Here is a 24,742-nt window from a genome sequence, read left to right on the forward strand (position 1 = left end):
GAGCACGCTTGGACGAGGAGGACCTTTCGGCGTGTACGACGACGACATCGCGTCGGTCATGGTGACCGAGGACCAGGTCCGGGAGAAGATCGCCGAGATCGCCGCGAAGGTCGCGGAGGACTACCGCGACTCGTGCGGAACCGGGGGACCCCAGACCGACCTGGTGCTGATCGGCGTGCTCAAGGGCGCGGTCATGTTCATGACCGACTTCGCCCGCGCGCTGCCGATCCCGACCCAGCTCGAGTTCATGGCCGTCAGCTCGTACGGGTCGTCGACGTCGTCGTCCGGCGTCGTGCGGATCCTCAAGGACCTGGACAGGGACATCGCGGGCCGGCACGTGCTCGTCGTCGAGGACATCATCGACTCGGGCCTCACGCTGTCCTGGCTGATGAACAACCTCGACGCCCGAAGGCCCGCCTCACTGGAGGTCGTGACGCTGCTGCGCAAGCCGGACGCGGTGAAGGTCGAGGTCCCGGTGCGCTACGTCGGCTTCGACATCCCGAACGAGTTCGTCGTCGGCTACGGGCTGGACTACGCCGAGCGCTACCGCGACCTGCCCTACATCGGCACGCTCTCCCCGACGGTCTACGCCTGACCCCCTCTCCCGGCGCAGCACGCCCTCCCCTTTCCGAACGAACGGCACCTTCGGGCAATGTCCCTGCTCGAAGGGCCCGTTCGTTCGGGGTGGGGAGGCTCGGGAATGTGCTCCGGGACACCGCTGCGGGCCGGCCGCGGGGGAACGTCGCCGGTCGTCCGCACGTTGGCACCGGCGAACCCCTCCGCGGGATCGGGACGTTCTCCTCCCGCCCGGCGCGGGTTCCCGTCAGGGCGGCTATCCTGGCGGGTCAGAGCCGTCCGGCGAGGCACGTCCCGCGTGTCCCCCGGCGACGGTGAACCACTCTCGGGAAGGTGAAGGCCACCCGGCCGACGTTGCATGGACCGCAAGCGCCTCCTCCGCAATCCGCTGATCTGGATCGCACTGCTGCTGGTGCTGTACTTCGGCTTCAGCACGCTGTTCGACGACACCCGCGGCTACACGCAGGTCGACACGTCGACGGCGCTGGCCCAGATCGCCGACGGCAACGTCCAGAGCGCCGTCATGGAGGACAAGGAGCAGCGGCTCCGGCTCACCCTCAAACAGCCGGTCAACGGTGAGAACCAGATCATCACGCCGTACCCGGCGCAGTCCGCGGGCCCGATCTTCACCTCGTTGCAGCAGGCCCGCGGCATCGAGAACTACAACACGATCGTCCGGCAGGACTCGTTCCTGTCCACCCTGCTGATCACGATGATCCCGCTGGCGCTGGTGCTCGTCGTCCTGTTCTGGATGATGAACAACGCCCAGGGCGGCGGGAACCGCGTCATGAGCTTCGGCAAGTCCAAGGCCAAGCAGCTGAACAAGGACATGCCCAAGACCACGTTCGTCGACGTCGCGGGCGCCGACGAGGCGGTCGAGGAGCTCTACGAGATCAAGGACTTCCTGCAGAACCCGAGCCGCTACCAGGCGCTCGGTGCGAAGATCCCGAAGGGCGTCCTGCTCTACGGTCCACCGGGCACCGGTAAGACGCTGCTGGCCAGGGCCGTGGCCGGCGAGGCGGGCGTGCCGTTCTACACGATCTCCGGCTCGGACTTCGTCGAGATGTTCGTCGGTGTCGGTGCGTCCCGGGTGCGCGACCTGTTCGAGCAGGCGAAGCAGAACAGCCCCTGCATCATCTTCGTCGACGAGATCGACGCGGTCGGCCGCCAGCGCGGCGCAGGCCTCGGCGGCGGGCACGACGAGCGCGAGCAGACGTTGAACCAGCTGCTCGTCGAGATGGACGGGTTCGACGCCCGCGGCGGCATCATCCTGATCGCGGCCACGAACCGACCGGACATCCTGGACCCGGCGCTGCTGCGCCCTGGCCGCTTCGACCGCCAGATCCCGGTCGCGGCACCCGACCTGGCCGGCCGCAAGGCGATCCTCGGCGTGCACTCCAAGGGCAAGCCGTTCGCCGATGACGTCGACTTCGACGGCCTGGCCAAGCGCACCGTCGGCATGTCCGGCGCCGACCTGGCGAACGTGATCAACGAGGCCGCGCTGCTGACCGCCCGCGAGAACTCGACGGTGATCAACGGCGCGGCGCTCGAGGAGTCGGTGGACCGGGTCGTCGGCGGACCGAAGCGGAAGTCGAAGATCATCTCCGAGCAGGAGAAGAAGATCACCGCCTACCACGAGGGCGGGCACGCGCTGGCCGCATGGGCGATGCCGGACCTGGAGCCGGTCTACAAGCTCACGATCCTGCCGCGCGGACGCACCGGTGGGCACGCGCTCGTCGTCCCGGAGGACGACAAGGGCCTGATGACACGTGCCGAGATGATCGCCCGGCTGGTGTTCGCCATGGGCGGACGGTCGGCGGAGGAGCTCGTCTTCCACGAGCCGACGACGGGTGCGTCGAGCGACATCGACCAGGCCACCAAGATCGCCCGCGCGATGGTCACCGAGTACGGCATGAGCGCCAAGCTCGGCGCCGTGCGGTACGGCCGGGAGCAGGGCGACCCGTTCCTCGGACGCTCGATGGGCAACCAGGCGGACTACTCGCTCGAGGTCGCCCACGAGATCGACGAGGAGGTGCGCAAGCTGATCGAGGCCGCGCACACCGAGGCGTGGGAGATCCTGAACACCTACCGGGACGTGCTGGACAACCTCGTCCTGGAGCTGCTCGAGCAGGAGACGCTGAACCGCAAGGACCTGGAGCGGATCTTCGACCAGGTCGAGAAGCGGCCGCGGATCACCGCGTTCAACGACTTCGGCCAGCGCACGCCGTCGGACAAGCCGCCGATCCAGACCCCTGCCGAGCGGGCGCACGAGCGCGGCGAGCCGTGGCCGCCCGCCACCGAGCCGGAGCGCGAGCCCGCGCCGGTCGGCTCCTACCCGGGCTCCGCGCACGGTCTCGGCCAGCCGGGCCCGAACGGCGGTGGCGCACCGGTCCCCGGCAACCCGGGCACACCGGGGTACCCCGGGCAGCCGGGTCCGTCGTTCCCGAGCGGTCCGAACGGCTCGAACGGGTCCGGCGGCTACAACGGTGGCCAGGCCCCGCCGAACGCGGTCGCCCCGAACTACGGCGCCCCGCCGAACTGGCGACCCGCGACCACGCCGGCGGGCCAGACCTGGCCGCCGCCGAACTGGGCCGAGCAGCAGGCGCCGTACCCGGGCCGGAACGGTCCCGCTCAGAACGGTCCCGCTCAGAACGGTCCCGCCCAGAACGGTCCCGCTCAGAACGGTCCCGCTCAGAACGGACCGTCGCAGAACGGACCCGACGGCTCCGATCAGCAGCAGGGGTCGCAGCAGGGTCCGGTGCAGAGCGGACCGTGGAGCACCCAGCCCCCGCCGACGCCACAGAACGGCCGGGGTGAGACGCACGACGGCACCCCGCCCTCCTCGGACCGCGGGCCGGACCCGGAGGCGGGACGCTGAGCACCTCGGCGACGGACGCCCCGCCCCCGTTCCGGTCGGACGTCGTCGCCGCCGGCATCGCACCCGCGGTGCCGGAGGGCGTCGACATCGACCGCGCCGAGGCGGCCGTGCGCGAACTGCTGCTGGCCTGCGGCGAGGACCCGGACCGCGAGGGGCTCAAGGAGACCCCGGCCCGGGTCGCGCGGGCCTACGGCGAGATCTTCGCGGGGCTGTTCGTGGACCCGGCGTCGGTGCTGGAGAAGACGTTCGACGAGGGCCACGGCGAGCTGGTACTGGTGCGGGACATCCCGATGTTCTCCACCTGCGAGCACCACCTCGTGCCGTTCCACGGCGTGGCCCACGTCGGCTACATCCCGGCCGTCGACGGGCAGGTCACCGGCCTGTCCAAGATCGCGCGCGTGGTGGACCTGTACGCCAAGCGCCCGCAGGTCCAGGAGCGGCTGACCGGCCAGATCGCGGACGCGCTGGTGCGCAAGCTGGACCCGCGCGCGGTGATCGTCGTGATCGACGCGGAGCACCTGTGCATGGCCATGCGTGGCATCCGCAAGCCGGGGTCGCGGACCACGACGTCGGCCGTGCGCGGCCTGTTCAAGAACTCGGCGTCCTCCCGGGCGGAGGCGCTGTCGCTGATCAGGCAGGGCTGACGTGAGTGCGCTGTTCGCACTCGGGCGCTGCGCGGTGCTGGGCATCCTGAACGTCACCCCGGACTCGTTCTCCGACGGCGGCCGCTACCTCGACCACGACCACGCCGTCGCGCACGGGATCGCCATGCGCGACGCGGGCGCCGACCTGGTCGACGTCGGCGGCGAGTCCACCCGACCCGGCGCGGGCCGGGTCGAACCGGCGATCGAGCGCGACCGGGTGCTGCCCGTCGTGCGCGACCTCGTCGCCTCCGGTGTGCGGGTCAGCGTGGACACCACCCGCTCCGAGGTCGCCGCCGCGGCCGTCGAGGCGGGCGCCACCGTCGTCAACGACGTGTCCGGAGGACTCGAGGACCCGCGGATGGCCGCCGTCGTCGCCGAGGCGCGGGTGCCGTGGATCCTGATGCACTGGCGCGGGCCCAGCGACCGGATGCAGCAGCTGGCCGAGTACGAGGACGTGATCGGCGAGGTCCGCCAGGAGCTCGTCGCGCGGGCCGACCACGCCGTGATGGCCGGGGTGGACCCGAACCTGATCGTGCTCGACCCGGGGCTCGGGTTCGCCAAGACCGCCTCGCACAACTGGGCGTTGCTGCGACGGCTGGACGTGCTCGTCGCGCTCGGGTTCCCGGTGCTGGTCGGCGCGTCCCGCAAGAAGTTCCTGGGCGCGCTGCTGGCCGACGCGGACGGCACACCCCGCCCGCCGTCCGGACGCGACGGTGCGACGGCCGCGGTGAGCGCACTCGCCGCCGTGGCCGGAGCCTGGGGCGTCCGGGTGCACGACGTGGAGTCCACGATGGACGCCGTCGCGGTCAGCACGGCGTGCCGGCTCGGGGCGTCCCGCGCGAGGACCGGGCCCTGGCTGGGGAACCCGCCGCCGTGAGCTCAGCAGGCACGGATCGCATCGAGCTCCGCGGGCTGCGCGTGCGCGGACGGCACGGCGTGTTCGAGCACGAGCGCCGCGACGGGCAGGACTTCGTCGTCGATCTCGTCGTGTCCGCCGACCTGTCCGCGGCGGCAGCGTCCGACGACCTCGCCGACACGCTCGACTACGGCGCGCTGGCACAGCGGACGGCGGCGATCGTCGGCGGGACGCCGCACGACCTGATCGAGTCCGTGGCCGGGCGCATCGCCGACGACGTGCTGTCCGATCCCCGGGTCGAGTCCGTCGAGGTCACGCTGCACAAGCCGTCCGCGCCGATCCCGCTCGAGTTCGCCGACGTCGCGGTCGTGCTCCAGAGGTCCCGATCATGACCAGGGCCGTGCTCTCGCTGGGGTCGAACCTGGGTGATCGGATCTCCTACCTGCGGTCGGTGGTCGATGACCTGGGGCCCGCGCTCGTCGCGACGTCGCCGGTGTACGAGACGGCCGCGTGGGGCGTCGAGGACCAGCCGGACTTCCTGAACGCCGTCGTGGTGGCCGACGATCCCGGGCTCGACGCGTGGGGCTGGCTCCGGCGCGGGCAAGCCCTGGAATCGGCCGCCGAGCGGGTGCGCGAGCAACGCTGGGGCCCGCGGACGCTGGACGTCGACATCGTCAGCGTGCGCGCCGACGACGGCTCCGAGGTGCGCAGCGACGACCCCGAACTCGTCCTGCCGCACCCCGGCACCGCGTCCCGGGCGACCGTGCTGGTCCCGTGGTTCGACGCGGACCCGACGGCGACGCTGGACGGTCACGGGCTCGTCGTCGGGCTGCTGGACGGGCTGGACCGTTCCTCGATGCGCCGCCGGGACGATCTCCCGCTGATGGGCGCGCGATGACACCGTCCCGGGCCCCGATGGCGCCGACGAGACCGCAGAACCTGCTGGCCGTCGGGCTGCTCGCCGTCGTCGTCGGGAACCTCCTGACGCGGTTGTTCTACGCCGACATCCCGAGCCTGCCGATCGCGGCGGCGGTCGTGCTCGGCGTCCTCGGGCTCGCCGAGCTCGCGGGTGGCTTCGTGCTGCGCAACCGGATCGAGCGGCGCAACGACGCCCCTCCGGTCGATCCGCTGCTGGCGGCGCGTGCGCTGCTGGTGGCGCGGGCGTCGGCGTACGCGGGATCGGCGGTGGCCGGTCTCTGGGTCGGGCTGCTGGTGCACACGCTGCCGGACGCGGGCACGGTCACGGCGGCGTCGGCCGACAGCGTGACCGGCGGGATCGGTCTCGCCTGCGCGCTGGTCCTCGTCGGGGCCGCGTTGTGGCTGGAGCGCTGCTGCCGCGCGCCGGACGACCCGGAGTCCGAACGCCGCCCGGAATGATGCTTTTCGGCGGTCCCGGCGCTTATCCGCTGCTGCCGGACTGCCGTCACCCGTAGGCTCCCCGGCATGGTTTCCGCGGCGCCGCCGACGACAGCGGCCCCGTCCGCGAAGCGGCGCGGGGTACTGCTCCCGGTCGCCGGGCTGGTGCTGCTCGCGCTCTGCGCGCTGATCACGATCGGCATCGTCGAGCAGACGATCGGTCCGGTCGGGGTGCTGGTCGGCACGCTGTGCGCGATGCTCCCGGTCGTCCCGGTGGTCGCCACGTTCCTCTGGGTGGACCGCTGGGAGCCGGAGCCGCCGCGGCTGCTGCTGGCCGCGTTCGCCTGGGGCGCCGGACTGTCCGCGCTGGTCGCGCTGTTGATCAACTCGAGTGCGTCGGCCGTGTTGGACGCGGCCGCCGGACGTGGCGCCGGTGACCTGCTGGCGCCGGTGCTCGTGGCACCGATCGTCGAGGAGGGTGTCAAGGGCGCGTTCATCGTCGGGCTGCTGATCTTCCGCCGCAAGGAGTTCGACGGCGTCGTGGACGGCATCGTCTACGCGGGCGTCGTCGCGGCGGGTTTCGCTTTCACCGAGAACATCCTCTACCTGGGCCGCACCGTCGTGGACCCGGAGACGTCCGGTGTGCTGGGCACGCTGTTCATGCGCGGGATCGCCTCGCCGTTCGCGCATCCGCTGTTCACCTGCATGATCGGGATCGGGGCGGGTCTGGCGGTGGCCAGCCGCAGCGTCGCGACGCGGGTGGCGGCCGTGTTCGCCGGCTACGTCGTGGCCGTCGTGCTGCACGGGATGTGGAACGCGGCGTCCGTGCTCGCCGCGACGCCCGCGACGTTCTTCCAGGTCTACGCGTTCGTGATGCTGCCGGTCTTCGTCGGCCTGATCGTGCTCGTGGTGTACGCCCGGCGGCGGGAGGCCGCCGTCGTGACCGCGGAGCTGCCCGGTTTCGCCGCGGCGGGCTGGATCGCGCCCAGCGAGGTGCCGCTTCTCGCGGACCTGTCCCGGCGCCGTGGTTGGCGGGCTCTGGTGCAGCGACGCTCCGGCCGGAACGCCGCCCGCGCCGTCGCCGAGTACCAGGCGGCCGTCACCGAGCTCGCGTTCCTGCGGGCGCGCATCTCCCGGGGAGCGATCCAGGACAGCGCCGCCGCCGAGCACGACGAGCGCGTGCGCGCCGTGCTCGCCGCCCGCGCCAAGGCCGTCGGAATGCCGGACGCCCTGACCTCGGCATGGCGCCTGCCCCCGCCCCCCGGCTGGCAACCGCCCCCGCCTCCCGAGCCCGACGGGTCGTACAGCCAACCGATCCGTCTCTCGCAGGGAGCGCCGGCCCCGCAGGGACCGTACGGACAGCCGGTTCGGTCCGGTTCGCCGGGACCGTCCGCGCCTCAGCCAGACCCCCTCGGTCCGCCGGGACCGTCTGCGCCGCAACGCCATCCGGGAACGGTTCCATCACATGGTCCCGGCTGGCACCCCGGTCACCCACCCCCGGGACCTGGCCAGCCGCACCCGGGACCTGGCCAGTCGCACCCGGGACCTGGCCAGTCGCCCGCGGGGACGTCCCACCCGCCCGGCCCCGGTGGTCCGCCTCCGATGCCTGCTCAACCGACCGTCCCGGTGCAGCCGCCGCCTGGTGGCTCGGTTCGGGTGCCGCCCGATGACCGGGTCCAGCCACCGCCGCGGATCCCGGCGGAGGCGTCGCCCGGCGACCCGGCCCGGCAACCGCCGGGAGGCACTGTCCAGCCACAGCCCGGAGGCACTGTCCAGCCACAGCCCGGAGGCACTGTCCAGCCACAGCCCGGCGACGCCCGACCCGGTCCGCCCGCGCCCGGTACCTCGTCGGGCGCGCCGTCGTCCGGTCCCACCCGGCCGATCGGCCCCGTGCAGGCGCCGCCCGCGGGCGAGCCCCCGGCCCGGCCGGCCCACGCCAGGCCACCCGGACCTGCTGTTGATGGCAGCTCCGGCCCGTCCGCCGACCACGCGCGGGATCCGGGGCACGCCGAGCCGGACGATGCCGCCCACCCTGACGAAGGCCGCCACCGCCGCTGACCGGCATCCGACCGGACCGGCTGCAGCCACTCGTCGAACCTGTTGCCCACGGCCCGGCGGTCGTACGACCGCAACGTGCCACTCGATCCCGCTCACGGTTCGAGTGGAACGTTCCGGCGGTCGCGACAGCCGTAAGGTGCCACTCGATCGCGCGGACCCGTCGAGAGGAACGTTTCCGCGGCCGCCGCGCTCTGAGCATGATCCGGATCATGGGCCGCGCGCCGGCTCGCATCGGGTCCGGAGCCCCGTTCGTCCGGCGGACCCGTCCGAGCGCTGCTCTCGCACACGAACCGGGCCCGGCTCGGAGTCGGACCCGTCCCCATGGCGGCACGAGAGCTGCTCCCGTACGCCAGGAGCGCATGATCACCGGGCTGGGTGAGGACGGTCACCGGAGGTGCGAACGGCGGGTGGGGTGCGTCTAACCTGGGCCGCGCACGCGACAGTGTCAGTCGCCGGGCCTCGACCGGTACCCCTGGTGGACCGGAACGAGAAGGAGTGAACGATGAACGCTGGCCGCCCCGCGCGGCTCGCCGTCGGAGTCGTGTCCGCCGGTCGGGTCGGGGTCGTGCTCGGTGCCGCACTCGCGGCTGCCGGCCATCATGTCGTCGCCACGAGCGGGGTGTCCCGCGCGTCGGTGAAGCGTGCCGCCGATCTGCTGCCGGGCGTGCCGCTGCTGCCCCCGGACGAGGTCGTGACCGGGGCCGACCTCGTCGTCCTCGCCGTCCCCGACGACGTGCTTCCCGGCCTGGTCAGGGGCCTGGCCTCGGCCGGCTGCTTCCGGCCGGGACAGATCGTCGTGCACACGGCGGGCGCACGCGGCGTCGAGGTGCTGGGCCCCGCCGTCGCACAGGGCGTGCTGGGGCTGGCGCTGCACCCGGTCATGACGTTCACCGGGAACGTCGAGGACGTGCAGCGGCTGGCGTCGTGCTGCGTCGGCGTGACAGCGGCCGAGCCGGACGACGCGGCGTGGAGCGTCGGCGAGGCACTCGTGGTCGAGATGGGCGCGGAGCCGGTCCGGGTACCGGAGGCGTCGCGGCCGCTCTACCACGCGGCGCTCGCGCACGGCGCGAACCACCTGATGACGCTCGTCCGCGACTGCGTGGACCTGCTGGAGCACGCGGGCATCCGGCCGGCCGAGCGGATGGTCGCCCCTCTGCTGTCCGCGGCGCTGGACAACGCGCTCCGCCACGGCGACCGCGCGCTGACCGGCCCGGTCGCCCGCGGGGACACCGGCACCCTGCGCACCCACCTCGACGAGATCACCGCCGCGGACCCCGACCTGGCCGTCGTCTACCGCGCCATGGCCGCCCGCACGGCGGCCCGCGCGAACGACGCGGGCCTGCTCGACGAGTCGGCACTGGACGACGTCCGCACCACACTGGAGGAACACCGGTGAGCGCTGGATCCACCCACCCCACCGGCTACGCGAGCTCCGCCGGTGTCCGTCCCCCGGCTTCCACCCGGAACGGGTACGCCGCGGGCCGGCTGACCGTCCACTCCGACCCGGCGCAGCTCGCACCGGTCAGCCGGGCGTTGCGCGGTGCCGGGCGCAGGATCGCGCTGATCCCGACGATGGGCGCGTTGCACGAGGGGCACCGCGAGCTGATCCGGCACGCCAAGCGGGTGCCCGGCGCGATCGTGCCGGTCGTCTCGATCTTCGTGAACCCGCTCCAGTTCGGACCGAACGAAGATCTCTCCCGCTACCCCCGCCCGCTCGAGGCCGATCTCGAAGCCTGCCGGGAGGAGGGCGTCGAGCTCGTCTTCACCCCGCAGGTCGAGGACATGTACCCGCCGGGGGCCGACACGACGGTCGACCCGGGCGTGCTCGGGACCGAGCTGGAGGGCGCGTCGCGGCCGGGGCACTTCGCCGGTGTGCTGACGGTCTGCTCGAAGCTGTTCCACGTCGTCGGCCCGGACGTGGCGATGTTCGGCGAGAAGGACTACCAGCAGCTCGTGCTGATCAAGAAGATGGTGCGCGACCTGCAGTTCCCGCTGTCGATCGTCGGCGTCCCCACGGTGCGCGAACCGGACGGGCTCGCGCTGTCCTCGCGCAACGTCTACCTCTCCGACGACGACCGGGCGCGCGCCACGCTGCTGTCCCGCGCGCTGGCCGAGGGGGCCGGCGTCTCGGCCCGTGGCCCGGAGGCCGTGCTGGAACGTGCCCGCGAGTTGCTCGCCGCCGAGCCGGACGTCGACGTCGACTACCTGGAACTCCGTTCGCCCGACCTCGGGCCGGCGCCCGACCACGGCGAGGCCCGCCTGCTCGTCGCCGCCCGTCTCGGGACGACCCGCCTGATCGACAACTGCGCCGTCGCCCTCTAGGAGGAGCCGTGTACCGCACGATGATGAAGTCCAAGATCCACCGGGCGACCGTCACCCAGGCCGACCTGCACTACGTCGGGTCGGTGACGATCGACGCCGACCTGATGGCCGCGGCCGACCTGCTCGAGGGCGAGCAGGTGACCATCGTGGACATCACGAACGGGGCCCGCCTGGAGACCTACGCGATCACCGGGGAGCCGGGGTCCGGCGTGATCGGGATCAACGGGGCGGCCGCACACCTGGTGCACCCCGGCGACCTGGTCATCCTGATCTCCTACGGCTCCTACGACGAGGCGGAGCTCGCGTCCTACCGCCCGCGCGTCGTGTTCGTCGACGGCGACAACCGGATCGCCGATCTCGGCTCCGACCCGGGCCGGGCTCCGGAGGGATCGGGCCTGCTCTCGAGCGCGGTCTGAGGTGCATCTCTGCATCGACATCGGCAACACCCAGATCGCGCTCGGTCTCTACGGCGCGGCCGACGAGCAGATCGGACCGGTCCCGGCGCACGGGTGGCGGATGCGCACCGAGCCGCGGATGACGGCCGACGAGCTGGAGCTGGCCGTGCGCGGCATGCTCGGCGACCTCGCGCCGTCGGTGACCGGGATCGCGGCGCTGTCCACGGAGCCGTCGCTGGCCCGCGAGCTGCGCGTGATGCTGGAGCGACGGGCGCCGGCCATCCCGACCCTGATCGTCGGGCCCGGGGTGCGCACCGGCGTCCCGCTGCTCGTCGACCATCCCCGCGAGGTCGGGGCGGATCGTGTGGTGAACACGCTCGCCGCGCACCACCTGTTCGGGACCACCTGCGTGTGCGTCGACTTCGGCACGTCGACGAACATCGACGTCGTCTCCGCGCGCGGGGAGTTCCTCGGCGGCGCGCTGGCCCCCGGCATCGAGATCTCGATGGAGGCGCTCGCGACCCGGGCGGCTGCGCTGCGCTCCGTCGAGCTCGTCGCGCCGCCCACGGTGATCGGCAAGAACACGGTGGAGTGCCTGCAGGCCGGCGTCGTCTACGGGTTCGCGGGCCAGGTCGACGGGCTGGTGCGGCGGATCGTCGCCGAGCTGGGCCCGTCCGCCGCGCCGGTGACGGTGCTGGCCACCGGCGGCCTCGCCCCGCTGATGGACGGCTGCTCGGACACGATCGAGCACTACGTGCCGGATCTGACGCTGTTCGGGCTGCGGCTGACGCACCTCCGCAATCAGCGCCGTCCCGCCGCCGTCGGCTGACCGGCGGGAAATCGCCTCGGAACTCCTCGATAGCCTTCCGGCGTGAACAGTTCCGCGCCGACCCCCGACGATCTTCCCGAGCAGATGCGGGTCCGCCGGGACAAGCGTGCGGACATGCTGGAGGCCGGGTACGAGCCATACCCGGTCGAGGTGCCCCGCACGCACACTCTCAAGCAGGTCCGCGACGCGCACCCCGACCTCCCGGTGGACACCGCGACCGGCGAGGAGGTCGCCGTCGCGGGACGGGTGTTCTTCTTGCGCAACACCGGAAAGCTCTGCTTCGCGACGTTGCGCGAGGGCGACGGCACCGAGCTACAGGCGATGCTGAGCCTCGACCGGGTCGGCGAGGACGAGCTGGCCCGGTGGAAGTCGACCGTCGATCTCGGTGACTTCGTGCTCGTGCGCGGAGAGGTGATCACGTCGCGCCGCGGCGAGCTCTCGGTCTCGGCCGCGGAATGGTCGATGGTGTCCAAGGCCGTGCGCCCGCTGCCGGTCCAGTACCGCGAACTGTCCGAGGAGAACCGCGTCCGGCAGCGCTACGCGGACCTGATGGTGCGACCCCAGGCGCGGGAGACCGTCCGGATGCGGTCGGCGATGTTGCGCGAGGTCCGTGCGTTCCTCGACGCCCGCGACTACGTCGAGGTCGAGACACCGATCCTGCAGCTGCAGCACGGCGGGGCGACCGCGCGCCCGTTCGTCACTCACGCGAACGCGCTGGACACGGATTTGTATCTCCGTATCGCGCCGGAGCTGTTCCTGAAGCGTTGTGTGGTCGGCGGAGTGGAACGCGTCTTCGAGATGAACCGGGTGTTCCGGAACGAAGGGATCGATTCGACCCACTCGCCGGAGTTCGCGATGCTCGAGGCGTACCAGGCCTACGCCACTTACGACGACATGGCAGAACTCACCCGTGAGTTGATACAGGAAACTGCGCGTGCGCTGTTCGGCTCCACAGTGGTCCGCCACGCGGACGGCACCGAACACGATCTGGGGGGTTCGTGGCGCTCGGTCACATTGCACGGTGCCGTCTCGGATGCGGTCGGTAGTGATGTGACGCCGGACACGGGTATCGAGGACCTGCAGAAGATCGCCGATCGCTTCGAGGTTCCTCTGAAGGATTCGCTCGGCGCGGGCGAGATCGTCCTGGAGTTGTTCGAGAAGCTCGTCGAACACACGCTCGTGGAGCCGACCTTCGTCCGCGACTATCCGGTCGAGGTCCGTCCGCTCACGCGGGCCCATCGCGACGATCCGCGGCTCACCGAGGCATGGGATCTGATGGTCTTCGGGACCGAGGTGGCGACCGCGTATTCCGAGCTCGTGGATCCCGTGGAGCAGCGGGAACGGTTGTACGCCCAGTCGTTGCGGGCGGCGGCCGGTGATCCCGAGGCGATGCAGCTCGACGAGGACTTCCTGCGCGCCATGGAGTACGGGATGCCGCCCACCGGCGGGTTGGGAATGGGCGTCGACCGGCTCTTGATGACGCTGACCGGACTCGGTATCCGGGAGACGATCCTCTTCCCTCTGGTTCGTGGCGAATCGTGATCGGCGCCTGATCTCCTCCTGATCGGCCCGGGTCCACGATCGGGTCGGATTGGCGGGCGCCCGTCCCGCTGTGTCGCGGCGCAACTCGACAATGGTCGAAGAATTCGGTTATCGTGGTTTTCGGACGGCGTCGGCGCCCTGTTCGCCAGAACGCGGTCGCTTCGGTTATCAGATACCAGCGTTGAAGGAGGTTTGCGACCGTGGCACAGATTCGCGAGGTGCGTCTCGTCGACGATCTCGACGGCGACGTCGCCGACGAGACGATCGAGTTCGCCTTGGACGGTAAGAACTACGAGATCGACCTGACGACGGCCAATGCGAAGAAGCTTCGCGACGTGCTGTCCGACTATGTGGCAGCCGCACGGCGAGCCGCCTCCGGTCGTCGTCGTGGAAGCTCCTCGAACGCCGCGGCGCGCAGGCCCGCGGTCGATCGCGAGCAGAACCAGGCCATTCGCGAGTGGGCTCGTAAGCGCGGGATGAAGGTCTCCGACCGCGGGCGGATTCCGGCCGACGTTCTCGAGGCCTACCACCAGGAGAACTGAACACGGGCGTTCGCCCGCCGTGATCCGGCGGGCCGAATTGCGACCGCGCCACGGGCCCGTCGACGACGTCGGCGGGCTCGTTCGCGTTTCGGGGTTAGGCTGGCCTCAGCAAGTGGGTTCGACGCGCCGCGGGTGCCGCCGTCCCGCGTCTCGCCGAGAGCCTGAGGAGGCCGTCGCATGGCACGTCGCCCCGTCACGGAGCTGGAGGTGCTGCGCACCGAACAGCTGACCCCGCACATGATCCGCATCGTGGCCGGGGGGTCAGGGCTCGCCGCGTTCCCGGACACGCCGCACACCGACCGCTACGTCAAGATTGTCTTTCCGCGCCCCGGCGTCGAGTACCCGGAGCCGTTCGACATGGACGCGATCCACGAGTCGTTCCCGCGCGAGCAGTGGCCCGCCCTGCGGACGTACACGGTCCGGTCGCTGGACCACGCCGCCGGCGAGATGGTGATCGACTTCGTGTACCACGGCGACGTCGGGCTCGCCGGCCCGTGGGCGGCCGGCGCCAAGCCCGGCGACCGCTTCCATCTGCTGGGCCCCGGCGGCGCCTACGCGCCGGCCGACGAACCGGACTGGCACCTGCTCGTCGGCGACGACGCCGCCCTGCCCGCGATCGGGGCAGCGCTCGAGCGGCTGCCGGAGGGCTCCCGCGCCGTCGCCGTCGTCCAGGTCGGATCGGACGCGGACGAGTACCCGCTGCCCGCGGGCGGCGGGGTCGACGTCCGGTGGCTCCACCGTGACGACGCGGCAGGTGATCCCGACCACACCCAGTTGGTCGAGGCAGTTCGTGCGGTCGAGTTCGGGGACGGTCGCGTGCAGGCGTTCGTGCACGGCGAGGCCGTCGCCGTCCGGGAGGTGCGCAGGCACCTGCTGCGCGAGCGCGGCGTGGAGCGCGACGACCTGTCGGTCTCCGGCTACTGGCGTCAGGGGCACGCGGACGAGGAGTTCCGCGAGCTCAAGGCCGCCGAGCGGGCCCGCGAACAGGCCGAGGACCAGGCCGCCACCACGGGCTGAGAAACCCGACCTGTTCGCCCGCAGGGAACACCGGCGGGTGTACCCCGTGTTACCGCTGGTGGGACGTCTCGGGCCCGTCAGGTGGAGGCGCCGGACCCCCGGCGACCGATACAGTGGTATGCGGACGTCCGCAGACGGGGACGTCCGGCGCGGTGTCACGCGAGGGCGCAGTGCTGGTTCCGGGAGACCGGAGCCGGGCGGAGATGCTGGTCGCGCCGTACGTGAGGCGCAGCAGGCAAGGAGTGCGAATTGTTCGAGAGGTTCACCGACAGAGCTCGACGTGTTGTCGTCCTGGCCCAAGAAGAGGCCCGGATGCTCAACCACAACTACATCGGGACCGAGCACATCCTCCTTGGCCTGATCCACGAGGGCGAAGGGGTCGCCGCGAAGGCGCTCGAGTCGCTCGGGATCGCCCTGGAGGGCGTGCGGCAGCAGGTCGAGGAGATCATCGGCCAGGGTCAGCAGGCGCCGTCCGGGCACATCCCGTTCACGCCGCGGGCGAAGAAGGTCCTGGAGCTGTCGCTGCGCGAGGCGCTGCAGCTCGGCCACAACTACATCGGCACCGAGCACATCCTGCTCGGCCTGATCCGCGAGGGTGAGGGCGTCGCCGCCCAGGTCCTCGTGAAGCTGGGTGCCGACCTGAACCGGGTGCGCCAGCAGGTGCTGCAGCTGCTCTCCGGTTACCAGGGCAAGGAGCCCCAGGAGTCCGGCACGGGCGGTCGTGGCGAGGGCACGCCGTCGTCGTCGCTGGTGCTCGACCAGTTCGGTCGCAACCTCACCCAGCAGGCCCGCGAGGGCAAGCTGGACCCGGTCGTCGGCCGGGAGAAGGAGATCGAGCGGATCATGCAGGTCCTCTCCAGGAGGACCAAGAACAACCCGGTCCTGATCGGAGAGGCCGGCGTCGGCAAGACAGCCGCCGTCGAGGGCCTGGCGCAGGGCATCGTCAAGGGCGAGGTCCCGGAGACGCTCAAGGACAAGCAGCTCTACACGCTGGACCTGGGCTCGCTGGTCGCCGGTTCCCGCTACCGCGGTGACTTCGAGGAGCGCCTCAAGAAGGTGCTCAAGGAGATCCGCACGCGCGGCGACATCATCCTGTTCATCGACGAGATCCACACCCTGGTGGGTGCGGGTGCCGCCGAGGGTGCGATCGACGCGGCGTCGATCCTGAAGCCGATGCTCGCCCGCGGTGAGCTGCAGACGATCGGCGCGACCACGCTCGACGAGTACCGCAAGTACGTCGAGAAGGACCCGGCCCTGGAGCGCCGCTTCCAGCCGATCCAGGTCGCCGAGCCGACCGTCACGCACACCATCGAGATCCTCAAGGGTCTGCGTGACCGGTACGAGGCGCACCACCGCGTCACGATCACCGACGGCGCGCTGGTCTCCGCGGCCACGCTCGCCGACCGGTACATCAACGACCGCTACCTCCCGGACAAGGCGATCGACCTGATCGACGAGGCCGGGGCCCGGATGCGCATCCGCCGGATGACCGCTCCGCCGGACCTGCGCGAGTTCGACGAGAAGATCGCGAACGTGCGCCGGGACAAGGAGTCGGCGATCGACGCGCAGGACTTCGAGCGGGCCGCGCACCTGCGCGACTCGGAGAAGACCCTGCTCGGCGAGAAGGCCGAGCGCGAGAAGCAGTGGAAGTCCGGTGACCTGGACGTCGTGGCCGAGGTCGACGACGAGCAGATCGCCGAGGTCCTGGGCAACTGGACCGGCATCCCGGTCTTCAAGCTGACCGAGGAGGAGACGACCCGTCTGCTCCGCATGGAGGAGGAGGTCCACAAGCGGATCATCGGCCAGGAGGACGCCGTCAAGGCCGTCTCCCAGGCGATCCGCCGGACCCGTGCCGGCCTGAAGGACCCGAAGCGCCCGTCCGGCTCGTTCATCTTCGCCGGCCCGTCCGGTGTCGGTAAGACCGAGCTGTCCAAGGCGCTAGCGAACTTCCTGTTCGGCGACGACGACGCGCTCATCCAGATCGACATGGGTGAGTTCCACGACCGCTACACCGCCTCGCGGCTGTTCGGTGCCCCTCCCGGGTACGTCGGCTACGAGGAGGGTGGCCAGCTCACCGAGAAGGTGCGGCGCAAGCCGTTCTCGGTCGTGCTGTTCGACGAGATCGAGAAGGCGCACCAGGAGATCTACAACACGCTCCTGCAGGTCCTCGAGGACGGGCGCCTGACCGACGGTCAGGGTCGCGTCGTGGACTTCAAGAACACGGTGCTGATCTTCACGTCGAACCTGGGTACCCAGGACATCTCGAAGGCGGTCGGGCTCGGCTTCTCGTCCGGCAACGACGAGGCGTCGAACTACGAGCGGATGAAGACCAAGGTCAACGACGAGCTGAAGAAGCACTTCCGCCCGGAGTTCCTCAACCGCATCGACGACATCATCGTCTTCCACCAGCTCACGCAGCCGCAGATCATCGAGATGGTCGACCTCATGATCACCCGGGTGGAGGGGCAGCTGGCGAACAAGGACATGGCCATCGAGCTCACCGACGACGCCAAGCAGCTGCTGGCCCGTCGCGGGTTCGACCCGGTCCTCGGCGCCCGGCCGCTGCGCCGGACGATCCAGCGGGAGATCGAAGACCAGCTGTCCGAGAAGATCCTCTTCCAGGAGATCGAGCCCGGTCAGATCGTCCTCGTCGACGTCGAGGGTCTGGACAAGGACGCCCCCGAGGGCTCCAAGTCCTACGACGACAAGGCGCACTTCACGTTCCGGGGCGAGCCCAAGCCGTCCGCCCCGGTTCCGGATGCGCCGCCGGCGTCGCTGGCCGGTACCGGGGACGAGTGACCCGGTAGTTGCGGTGGCCCGTGCGCGGGTCACCAGAGCGAACGAAGGGGCCGTTCGGGCAATCTGATTGCTCGAACGGCCCCTTCGTTGCGTCCGGGGGCGGGTGAGGGGGGATCAGTGAGCTCGGTGCGGGCGGTGCCGGAGACCGGGTACATGACCGGCGACGAGCTCTCCGCCGACGACGCGTGGCACACCGTCCGCCGGTACGGGCTGCGGCACCTGCTGTCCACCGGCTTCGTGCGGTTCCGCTACGGCGACGGGTTCTCGCACGCCAGGGCGTTCGCGCTGCAGCTGGCCCTGGCGACGGTCCCGCTCGTGATCGCCGGCGCCGGGCTGGCGACGGCGATCGGGGCCGAGTCGTTCTCCGAGGTGGTCGCGCGGACCGTCGTCGCGATCTCACCGGTGTCCAGCGACGAGCTGGTCGGGCGCGCGGTCGCGGAGAGCGGTGTCCCCGAGCCGGGCGAGGACGACGATCCGCTGACCGAACGCAGCGAGGTCGTCGTGACGCTCGGGTTGCTGACCGCGTTCGCGGCCGCGACGTCGGCGTTCGCCCAGCTCGAACGCGGTGCGAACCGGATCTACGGAACCGAGCGGGACCGCCCGGCGCTGCGGAAGTACGTGCGGGCCACGCTCCTGACCGCGACGGCGGGCGTCGCGATGGCCACCGGGCTGCTGCTGATCGTGGCCGGTGAGCCGTTCGGGGACGCTCTCGAGCAGGTGTACCGCTGGGGCGACGCCGCCGAGACCGTCTGGGACGTGCTGCGCTGGCCGGTCGGGCTGGCCGCGCTCGTCGTCGCCGTGACGGCGCTGCTTCGTTTCGCGCCACGACGACGACAACCCGGCCTGAGCTGGCTCGCCGTCGGTGCGACGGTCACGGTACTGCTCTGGATCTCCGGGTCAGGGCTGCTCGCGCTCTACGTGGTCCTGGCACCGACGTTCGGTGACACGTACGGCCCGCTGACGGCCGTCATGGCGCTACTGCTGTGGGCGAACCTCACGGGCGTCGCGCTCCTGGCCGGCGTGGCCCTCGCCGCGCAGCTCGAAGCCGTCCGCGTCGGGCAGGACGACCCGCGCCTCCCGGACTCCGACGACGACGGTATCCCCGACAAGGTCGACGCCGACCTGGACACCAGCCCCCGCTGACCCGCCCTGGCGCCCACCCGACCCGAGCCGTGTCGCCGAACACCCACCCGACTGGTGGGGTGTCCCGACCAGGTGCACCCGGTGCGGCGGAGGCCGCGGCGGCCGCGTGGATCCGGGTCAGCGGGCGCTGAGCTCCGCGTGTCTCGGGTCGGACGTCGGCAGGGCGCGGAGCAGGCGGGCGACGAGTTCGGTGTCGTGGCGGCCCTCGTCGGTGCGGGCGAGCGCCCACATCGCGTCCGGGTCACCGCAGCGGACGACGGCCGCGCGCACGTTCGCCTCCAGCTGCTCGCGTTCGGCGCGTACGGCGGGTGCCTCGGACGTCGGCAGGAGCGGGCCGCGGGCGGCGTCGTCGGCGGCGTCCCGGATCCGGCCGGAGCGCAGCGCGTCGCGGACCTCGAGGAAGTCGGCGTCCACCGATGCGTGCAGCCGGTACGGCTGCGTCCGGATCACGCCCTCGTCGAGGTGACAGCGCAGGCGGTGCATCTCGGCGCGCACCGTCACCGGGTTGCCCGCGTCGCCGTACAGGCCGGTGGCGAGCTGGTCGGCGTTGAGACCTTCCGGGTGCAGCGCCAGCAGGGTCAGGAGCTCGGCGTGCCGCAGGCTCAGACGCACCGCACGTCCGTCGAGTCGGGCGACCGGTCGTCGTGCCCCCAGGAACGGCAGCGACAGCGACGCCCACTTCCGCCCGCCGGGGCGCAGGATCCGGAGCAGGTAGCCCTCGGCCAGTGGCTCCAGCACGCCTTCGGTGTCCTCGCCGAGCAGGACGCGGTCGCCCTCGTCAGGCAGCACGATCCGCTCGCTGATCCAGCCGAGCGGCTGCGCCGCCAGCACCCGGCCGCGCGAGCTCAGCAGCGCGCCGGGAGCGCCGCCGAGGCCGGCCAGGTGCGGCAGGTTGCGGGCCCGCAGCACCTCGTCGCGCAGCGCCATGCGGCTGGTCAGGTGGTTCTCCGCGAGCCGGGCCGCAGCCGTGACCAGCGACATCGTCGTCGGGTGGAACGTCTCCAGCGGGCCGGTCACGTCGACCACGCCGATCGTCGCGCCGGAGTCCGGGTCGTGGATGGGCGACGCGGCGCACGTCCACTGGTGGTAGGTCCGGACGAGGTGCTCCGACGAGTGGATCTGCACCGGCGAGTCCGCGGCGAGCGCCGTGCCCATCGCGTTCGTCCCGATCGACTCCTCGCTCCAGCGGGTGCCCTCCACGAGCTCGACGAGGTCCGCCCGTCGCAGCACGTCACGGGCGCCTTCGCGCCACAGGATGTGTCCCTGCGCGTCGGTCACGATCATCATGTGGTTGGCCTGGTCGGCGATCGCGACCAGCGTGTCCCGCAGCAGCGGTATCACGGGGGCGAGCGGGTGGCCGTCCCGAAGGTCGTCGACCTCGCGCCGCTCGTAGGCGTGCCACGGCCGGGAGCTCTCCGGGTCGACGCTGGCGGCCAGCGACCGTTCCCACGACTCGGTCACGACCGCGCGCGTCGCCCCGCGGGCGCGGTCCCCGGCCAGTGCGTCCTCGCGCGCCCGGGCGATCTGCCGCATGTAGGCGCGTGGGTCGGTCGGGCGGGCCGTCACGGTCCTGCCGTCGTCGTCGACGTCATTTCTGCGTCCCGTCCCTCGGGCTCGACACCTGGTCGCGATCTCGTACGTCCGGGCGCCCCTGGGGTGCTCCGGGCACACGATCCCCCTCCCGGTGCCCTGTTCATGGTGCCCCCGATCATGAGCTCAGGCAACCCTCACTCCGTCCCGCTACTGCGGACCTACCCGAAGGGGGAGAGGTCGCATCTGCGTGCAACGCCGTTGCAACCCCCATGTTCTTAGTGTCCGGCGTCACGTGCATCTTCACGTGCACTCTGCTTCCGACGTAGGGAGAAGGACCAACGATGGCCAAGTACGCGGCACCCGGACAGCCGGACAGCGTCGTCAGCTTCAAGCCCCGCTACGACCACTTCATCGGTGGCGAGTACGTCGCGCCGGCCAAGGGCCAGTACTTCGAGAACCCGACGCCGCAGACCGGTGAGGTCTTCACCGAGGTCGCGCGCGGCACCGCCGACGACGTCGAGAAGGCTCTCGACGCCGCCCACGCCGCTGCGCCGGCCTGGGGCAAGTCGTCGGTCAACGAGCGGGCCAACATCCTGAACAAGATGGCCGACCGGATCGAGGCCAACCTCGAGTCGATCGCCATCGCCGAGTCCTGGGAGAACGGCAAGGCCTGCCGCGAGACGCTGGCCGCCGACATCCCGCTCGCGATCGACCACCTGCGCTACTTCGCCGGTGCCATCCGCGCGCAGGAGGGCCACCTCTCGCAGATCGACGAGGACACGATCGCCTACCACTTCCACGAGCCGCTGGGCGTGGTCGGGCAGATCATTCCGTGGAACTTCCCGATCCTGATGGCGATCTGGAAGCTGGCGCCGGCGATCGCCGCGGGCAACGCGGTCGTGCTGAAGCCGGCCGAGCAGACCCCGGCCTCGATCCACGTCCTCATGGACCTGGTCGCCGACCTGCTGCCCGCGGGCGTCGTGAACATCGTCAACGGGTTCGGTGTCGAGGCGGGCAAGCCGCTGGCGTCGAACAAGCGCATCCGCAAGATCGCGTTCACGGGTGAGACCACGACCGGTCGCCTGATCATGCAGTACGCGTCGGAGAACCTGATCCCGGTCACGCTGGAGCTCGGCGGCAAGAGCCCCAACATCTTCTTCGACGACGTCGCGTCGCAGCAGGACGCCTTCTACGACAAGGCGCTCGAGGGCTTCGCGATGTTCGCCCTGAACCAGGGTGAGGTCTGCACCTGCCCGTCGCGTGCCCTGATCCAGGGCGGCATCTACCAGGACTTCCTGGAGCAGGCCATCAAGCGCACCGAGCAGATCAAGCAGGGCGACCCGCTCGACACCGACACCCAGATCGGTGCGCAGGCGTCGAACGACCAGTTCGAGAAGATCCTGTCCTACATCGACATCGGTCGGCAGGAGGGCGCCAAGGTCCTCACCGGTGGCGAGAAGGCGGATCTGGGCGGCAACCTCTCCGGCGGTTACTACATCAAGCCGACCGTGTTCGAGGGCAACAACTCGATGCGGATCTTCCAGGAGGAGATCTTCGGCCCGGTGCTGTCGGTCGCGAAGTTCAGCGACTACAACGACGCCATGAAGATCGCCAACGACACGTTGTACGGCCTCGGCGCCGGCGTGTGGAGCCGCGACGCGAACACCGCCTACCGCGCGGGCCGCGAGATCCAGGCCGGCCGTGTGTGGGTGAACAACTACCACGCCTACCCGGCGCACGCCGCGTTCGGCGGGTACAAGCAGTCCGGTATCGGTCGTGAGAACCACAAGATGATGCTCGACCACTACCAGCAGACGAAGAACGTCCTGCAGTCCTACTCGGACAACGCGCTGGGCTTCTTCTGATGGGTCAGCCGGACAGCGCCACCCCCGAGGCACCCGTCGAGGAGGTTCCCGAATCGGGGACCGCACGGGTGGCGCTGACCCCGGCTGCGGCCGAGCTGCTCGTCACGCTCACCGACCTGCACGGGCCTCTGATGTTCCACCAGTCCGGTGGGTGCTGCGACGGCAGCGCCCCGATGTGCTACCCGGACGGGGACTTCAAGCTCGGCAACTCGGACGTCCACCTCGGCGACCTGACGGTGGACGGGCTGGACAAGCCGATCGGCTTCCACATGTCGGAGTCGCAGTTCGAGTACTGGAAGCACACGCACCTGACCGTCGACGTGGTCAAGGGTCGAGGGAGCGGTTTCTCGGTCGAGGCGCCGGAAGGCGTCCGGTTCCTGATCCGCTCCCGGCTCTTCACCGACGACGAGTACAGGGCTATGAAGGACATCTGAGCACGCCTGTCCGCGAACGAAGGGCACCTTCGAGCAATGAGATTGCCCGAAGGTGCCCTTCGTTCGGCTGGAACGCATCGAAGGAGATGACGTGTCCGACCTGCACACCCTGCGCGGCCTCATGGGGCTGCCGGCCACCCCGGCGCCGCTGTCCGAGTCCGCGCTGATCATGGTCGACCTCCAGAACACGTACGCGGAGGGGATCATGAAGCTGGAGAACGTGGAACCCGCGCTGGACGAGGCCGCCACGCTCCTCGACCGGGCCCGCTCGGCCGGGGCGAAGATCATCCACATCCAGCACGACGCCGGCGAGGGCTCCCCCTACGACGTGCGTGACCGGATCGGCGCCATCCACGACAAGGTGGCCCCCCGCGACGGCGAGACGATCATCCACAAGAACTTCCCGAGCTCGTTCGTGCAGACGAACCTGCAGGAGGAGCTCGGGGACATCCAGAACCTCGTGCTCGCCGGGTTCATGACGCACATGTGCATCAACTCCACGGCGCGCAGCGGGTTCAGCCTGGGCTACGCCCCGACCGTCGTCGCGGCCGCGACGGCGACGAGGGCGCTGCCGAACGGCAACGAGGAGGTCCCGGCCGCCCACGTCCAGGCCGCCAGCCTGGCCGCGCTCTCCGACCTGCCCGGCATCGTCGTGCCGGACAACAAGTCGGTTCCGGACTGACCTACCCGCAAGATCCCGAACGAGCGGCACCTTCGAGCAGTGTTATTGCTCGAAGGTGCCGCTCGTTCGCGTTCCGGGGTGGCCCAGCGCGGCGTCGAGCGCCTGGAGGGTGGTCGCGGCCGGGGCGGCGATGCCTACCCCGTGTCCGTGCCGGACGTCCGGTTCCCGGACGTTGATCCGGACCAGCGCACCGGACGCGGCGGCGGCCAGCTCGGACTGCCGTCGCACGGTCGGCACGGCGGTCCCCGCCCCGAGTTCGACGACGGCGAGTCGCGACCCGTCGCGACGCAGGCTCCGGAGCCACTCGACGTGGCGTTCCAGCCGCGGACCGACCTTCCGGTCGTCCCATGCCAGGTCGCCGAACATCAGGATGTTCGGTCGCGCGAGCGACCCGCACCGTGGGCACGACGGCAGCGGGTCGCCCGCCCGCATCGTCGAGGAGTCCACGGCGACCTCGACACCGTCGGCCGGCCACACCGGCTCTCCGCACTCGGCGAGACACTGCAGGTGGTGGATCGTGCCGTGCACCTCGGCCACGTCGTCGGCCGGGAAGCCCGCCCTCTGGAACTGCCCGTCCACGTTGGACGTGAACACCCGCGTCGGCCAGTGCCTCGACCAGCGCAGCAGCACGGCGAACCCGTCGTGCGGCACGGTCCTGCGGTAGAGCTCCAAGCGGTGGCCGTAGAAGCCCCACGCCAGTGGCGGGTCGTCGACGAAGTGCACGGGCCCGGCCAGATCGGCGAACCCGAGCCCGAGCCCGCGGTAGGCCGGGTAGGCGCGCCAGAATCCCTCGTGACCCCGGAAGTCGGGCAGTCCGGAGTCCACGCCCATCCCGGCGCCCGCGCAGACCAGCACGGCGTCCGCGCCGCGCAGCAGCTCGGCCGCCGCCTCGACGTCGGGCGGGGGCGACGAGGAGATCAGGACTCCGCGGCCGCGATCGCCGCGAGGTCGACCACCTCGAACTCGAGCACGGCCGACCCGGTGCCGACCGGGCGGGAGCGCTCGCCGGCGTGTGCCGCCGTGCCGTCGCCCGCCATCCAGGTCCGGAAGTCCTCGTCGGACTCCCAGTGCGTCATGACGAAGTACCGCGTGTCCCCGGAGACCGGGCGGAGGAGCTCGAAACCGAGGAAGCCCTTCGCGTTGTCGACGGCGCCCATGCGGTGTGCGAACCGCTTCTCGAGCTCAGGGCCGTGACCCTCGGGAACCTCGATCGCATTGATCTTCACGACTGCCATGCCCCCACGCTAGCGCCGCGCCGCAGAACGTTCAGC

Annotated in this window: 23 protein-coding genes; 20 read left to right on the forward strand and 3 right to left on the reverse strand. The window is 71.1% G+C overall.

The features are described from left to right. Positions 1 to 31: 31 nt before the first annotated feature. From hpt to EV378_RS19465, 17 genes are all read left to right on the forward strand, one after another. Positions 32 to 595 carry a hypoxanthine phosphoribosyltransferase gene (hpt, locus tag EV378_RS19385; RefSeq protein ID WP_132428355.1) on the forward strand — a complete coding sequence of 188 codons (564 nt, stop codon included), beginning with the start codon at positions 32 to 34 and terminating at the stop codon, positions 593 to 595. A 339-nt stretch (positions 596 to 934) separates the two neighbouring features. Continuing rightward, positions 935 to 3,454, forward strand: coding sequence for an ATP-dependent zinc metalloprotease FtsH (ftsH, locus tag EV378_RS19390; RefSeq protein ID WP_132428357.1), 2,520 nt, complete (start codon positions 935 to 937; stop codon positions 3,452 to 3,454). 68 nt (positions 3,455 to 3,522) lie between these two features. After that, positions 3,523 to 4,098, forward strand: coding sequence for a GTP cyclohydrolase I FolE (gene folE, locus EV378_RS19395; RefSeq protein WP_243653650.1), 576 nt, complete (start codon positions 3,523 to 3,525; stop codon positions 4,096 to 4,098). Between the two features lies 1 nt (position 4,099). Next, positions 4,100 to 4,975 (forward strand): dihydropteroate synthase, encoded by an 876-nt coding sequence (gene folP, locus EV378_RS19400; RefSeq protein WP_132428361.1) that lies wholly within the window; start codon positions 4,100 to 4,102, stop codon positions 4,973 to 4,975. Further along, a complete protein-coding gene (folB, locus tag EV378_RS19405; protein ID WP_132428363.1) occupies positions 4,972 to 5,346 on the forward strand; it encodes a dihydroneopterin aldolase in 375 nt (124 codons plus the stop codon). Before folP ends, folB begins: the two co-directional genes overlap by 4 nt. Next, positions 5,343 to 5,852, forward strand: a complete 510-nt coding sequence (folK, locus tag EV378_RS19410) for a 2-amino-4-hydroxy-6-hydroxymethyldihydropteridine diphosphokinase (RefSeq protein ID WP_132428365.1) — start codon at positions 5,343 to 5,345, stop codon at positions 5,850 to 5,852. The genes folB and folK overlap by 4 nt, the downstream gene beginning before the upstream one ends. A gap of 17 nt (positions 5,853 to 5,869) precedes the next feature. Next, entirely contained in the window at positions 5,870 to 6,331 is a 462-nt protein-coding gene (locus EV378_RS19415) for a DUF3180 domain-containing protein (RefSeq protein ID WP_132428367.1), read from the forward strand. Between the two features lie 66 nt (positions 6,332 to 6,397). Continuing rightward, the gene (locus tag EV378_RS19420) at positions 6,398 to 8,368 is read left to right on the forward strand and encodes a PrsW family intramembrane metalloprotease (protein ID WP_207908806.1); all 1,971 of its coding nucleotides are present in this window, start codon (positions 6,398 to 6,400) and stop codon (positions 8,366 to 8,368) included. Positions 8,369 to 8,870: 502 nt separating this feature from the next. After that, entirely contained in the window at positions 8,871 to 9,764 is an 894-nt protein-coding gene (locus tag EV378_RS19425) for a Rossmann-like and DUF2520 domain-containing protein (RefSeq protein ID WP_132428369.1), read from the forward strand. An 89-nt stretch (positions 9,765 to 9,853) separates the two neighbouring features. Next, on the forward strand, positions 9,854 to 10,690 hold the full coding sequence (gene panC, locus EV378_RS19430) for a pantoate--beta-alanine ligase (protein ID WP_243653926.1): 837 nt from the start codon (positions 9,854 to 9,856) through the stop codon (positions 10,688 to 10,690). Between the two features lie 8 nt (positions 10,691 to 10,698). Further along, positions 10,699 to 11,106 carry an aspartate 1-decarboxylase gene (gene panD, locus EV378_RS19435; protein WP_132428373.1) on the forward strand — a complete coding sequence of 136 codons (408 nt, stop codon included), beginning with the start codon at positions 10,699 to 10,701 and terminating at the stop codon, positions 11,104 to 11,106. A 1-nt stretch (position 11,107) separates the two neighbouring features. Then, positions 11,108 to 11,914, forward strand: coding sequence for a type III pantothenate kinase (locus tag EV378_RS19440; RefSeq protein ID WP_132428375.1), 807 nt, complete (start codon positions 11,108 to 11,110; stop codon positions 11,912 to 11,914). Positions 11,915 to 11,998: 84 nt separating this feature from the next. Beyond that, the gene (gene lysS, locus EV378_RS19445) at positions 11,999 to 13,456 is read left to right on the forward strand and encodes a lysine--tRNA ligase (protein ID WP_132432403.1); all 1,458 of its coding nucleotides are present in this window, start codon (positions 11,999 to 12,001) and stop codon (positions 13,454 to 13,456) included. A gap of 200 nt (positions 13,457 to 13,656) precedes the next feature. Then, positions 13,657 to 13,998: a histone-like nucleoid-structuring protein Lsr2 gene (locus EV378_RS19450; protein WP_132428377.1), complete on the forward strand. Its 342-nt coding sequence runs from the start codon at positions 13,657 to 13,659 to the stop codon at positions 13,996 to 13,998. Between the two features lie 177 nt (positions 13,999 to 14,175). After that, the gene (locus tag EV378_RS19455) at positions 14,176 to 15,015 is read left to right on the forward strand and encodes a siderophore-interacting protein (RefSeq protein ID WP_132428379.1); all 840 of its coding nucleotides are present in this window, start codon (positions 14,176 to 14,178) and stop codon (positions 15,013 to 15,015) included. 249 nt (positions 15,016 to 15,264) lie between these two features. Beyond that, positions 15,265 to 17,814, forward strand: a complete 2,550-nt coding sequence (locus EV378_RS19460) for an ATP-dependent Clp protease ATP-binding subunit (protein WP_132428381.1) — start codon at positions 15,265 to 15,267, stop codon at positions 17,812 to 17,814. 117 nt (positions 17,815 to 17,931) lie between these two features. Continuing rightward, the gene (locus tag EV378_RS19465; protein WP_132428383.1) at positions 17,932 to 18,957 is read left to right on the forward strand and encodes a YihY/virulence factor BrkB family protein; all 1,026 of its coding nucleotides are present in this window, start codon (positions 17,932 to 17,934) and stop codon (positions 18,955 to 18,957) included. A gap of 117 nt (positions 18,958 to 19,074) precedes the next feature. Here EV378_RS19465 and EV378_RS19470 read toward each other — a convergent pair whose 3' ends face one another. Further along, positions 19,075 to 20,523, reverse strand: coding sequence for a GAF domain-containing protein (locus tag EV378_RS19470; protein ID WP_341540444.1), 1,449 nt, complete (start codon positions 20,521 to 20,523; stop codon positions 19,075 to 19,077). A gap of 308 nt (positions 20,524 to 20,831) precedes the next feature. Here EV378_RS19470 and exaC point away from each other — a divergent pair, with 308 nt between their 5' ends. The 3 genes from exaC to EV378_RS19485 all read left to right on the forward strand — a co-directional run bounded on the left by exaC (position 20,832) and on the right by EV378_RS19485 (position 23,471). Continuing rightward, positions 20,832 to 22,355 carry an acetaldehyde dehydrogenase ExaC gene (exaC, locus tag EV378_RS19475; protein ID WP_132428385.1) on the forward strand — a complete coding sequence of 508 codons (1,524 nt, stop codon included), beginning with the start codon at positions 20,832 to 20,834 and terminating at the stop codon, positions 22,353 to 22,355. Beyond that, positions 22,355 to 22,789, forward strand: coding sequence for a DUF779 domain-containing protein (locus EV378_RS19480; protein ID WP_243653651.1), 435 nt, complete (start codon positions 22,355 to 22,357; stop codon positions 22,787 to 22,789). Before exaC ends, EV378_RS19480 begins: the two co-directional genes overlap by 1 nt. Before the next feature lie 91 nt (positions 22,790 to 22,880). Beyond that, the gene (locus tag EV378_RS19485; RefSeq protein WP_243653652.1) at positions 22,881 to 23,471 is read left to right on the forward strand and encodes a cysteine hydrolase family protein; all 591 of its coding nucleotides are present in this window, start codon (positions 22,881 to 22,883) and stop codon (positions 23,469 to 23,471) included. 42 nt (positions 23,472 to 23,513) lie between these two features. Here EV378_RS19485 and EV378_RS19490 read toward each other — a convergent pair whose 3' ends face one another. Then, entirely contained in the window at positions 23,514 to 24,302 is a 789-nt protein-coding gene (locus tag EV378_RS19490) for an SIR2 family NAD-dependent protein deacylase (protein WP_132432411.1), read from the reverse strand. Positions 24,303 to 24,388: 86 nt separating this feature from the next. Further along, positions 24,389 to 24,706, reverse strand: coding sequence for an antibiotic biosynthesis monooxygenase family protein (locus EV378_RS19495; RefSeq protein WP_132428387.1), 318 nt, complete (start codon positions 24,704 to 24,706; stop codon positions 24,389 to 24,391). Positions 24,707 to 24,742: the final 36 nt, after the last annotated feature.

The sequence above is a fragment of the Pseudonocardia endophytica genome (assembly GCF_004339565.1).
Classification (GTDB): Bacteria; Actinomycetota; Actinomycetes; order Mycobacteriales; family Pseudonocardiaceae; genus Pseudonocardia; species Pseudonocardia endophytica.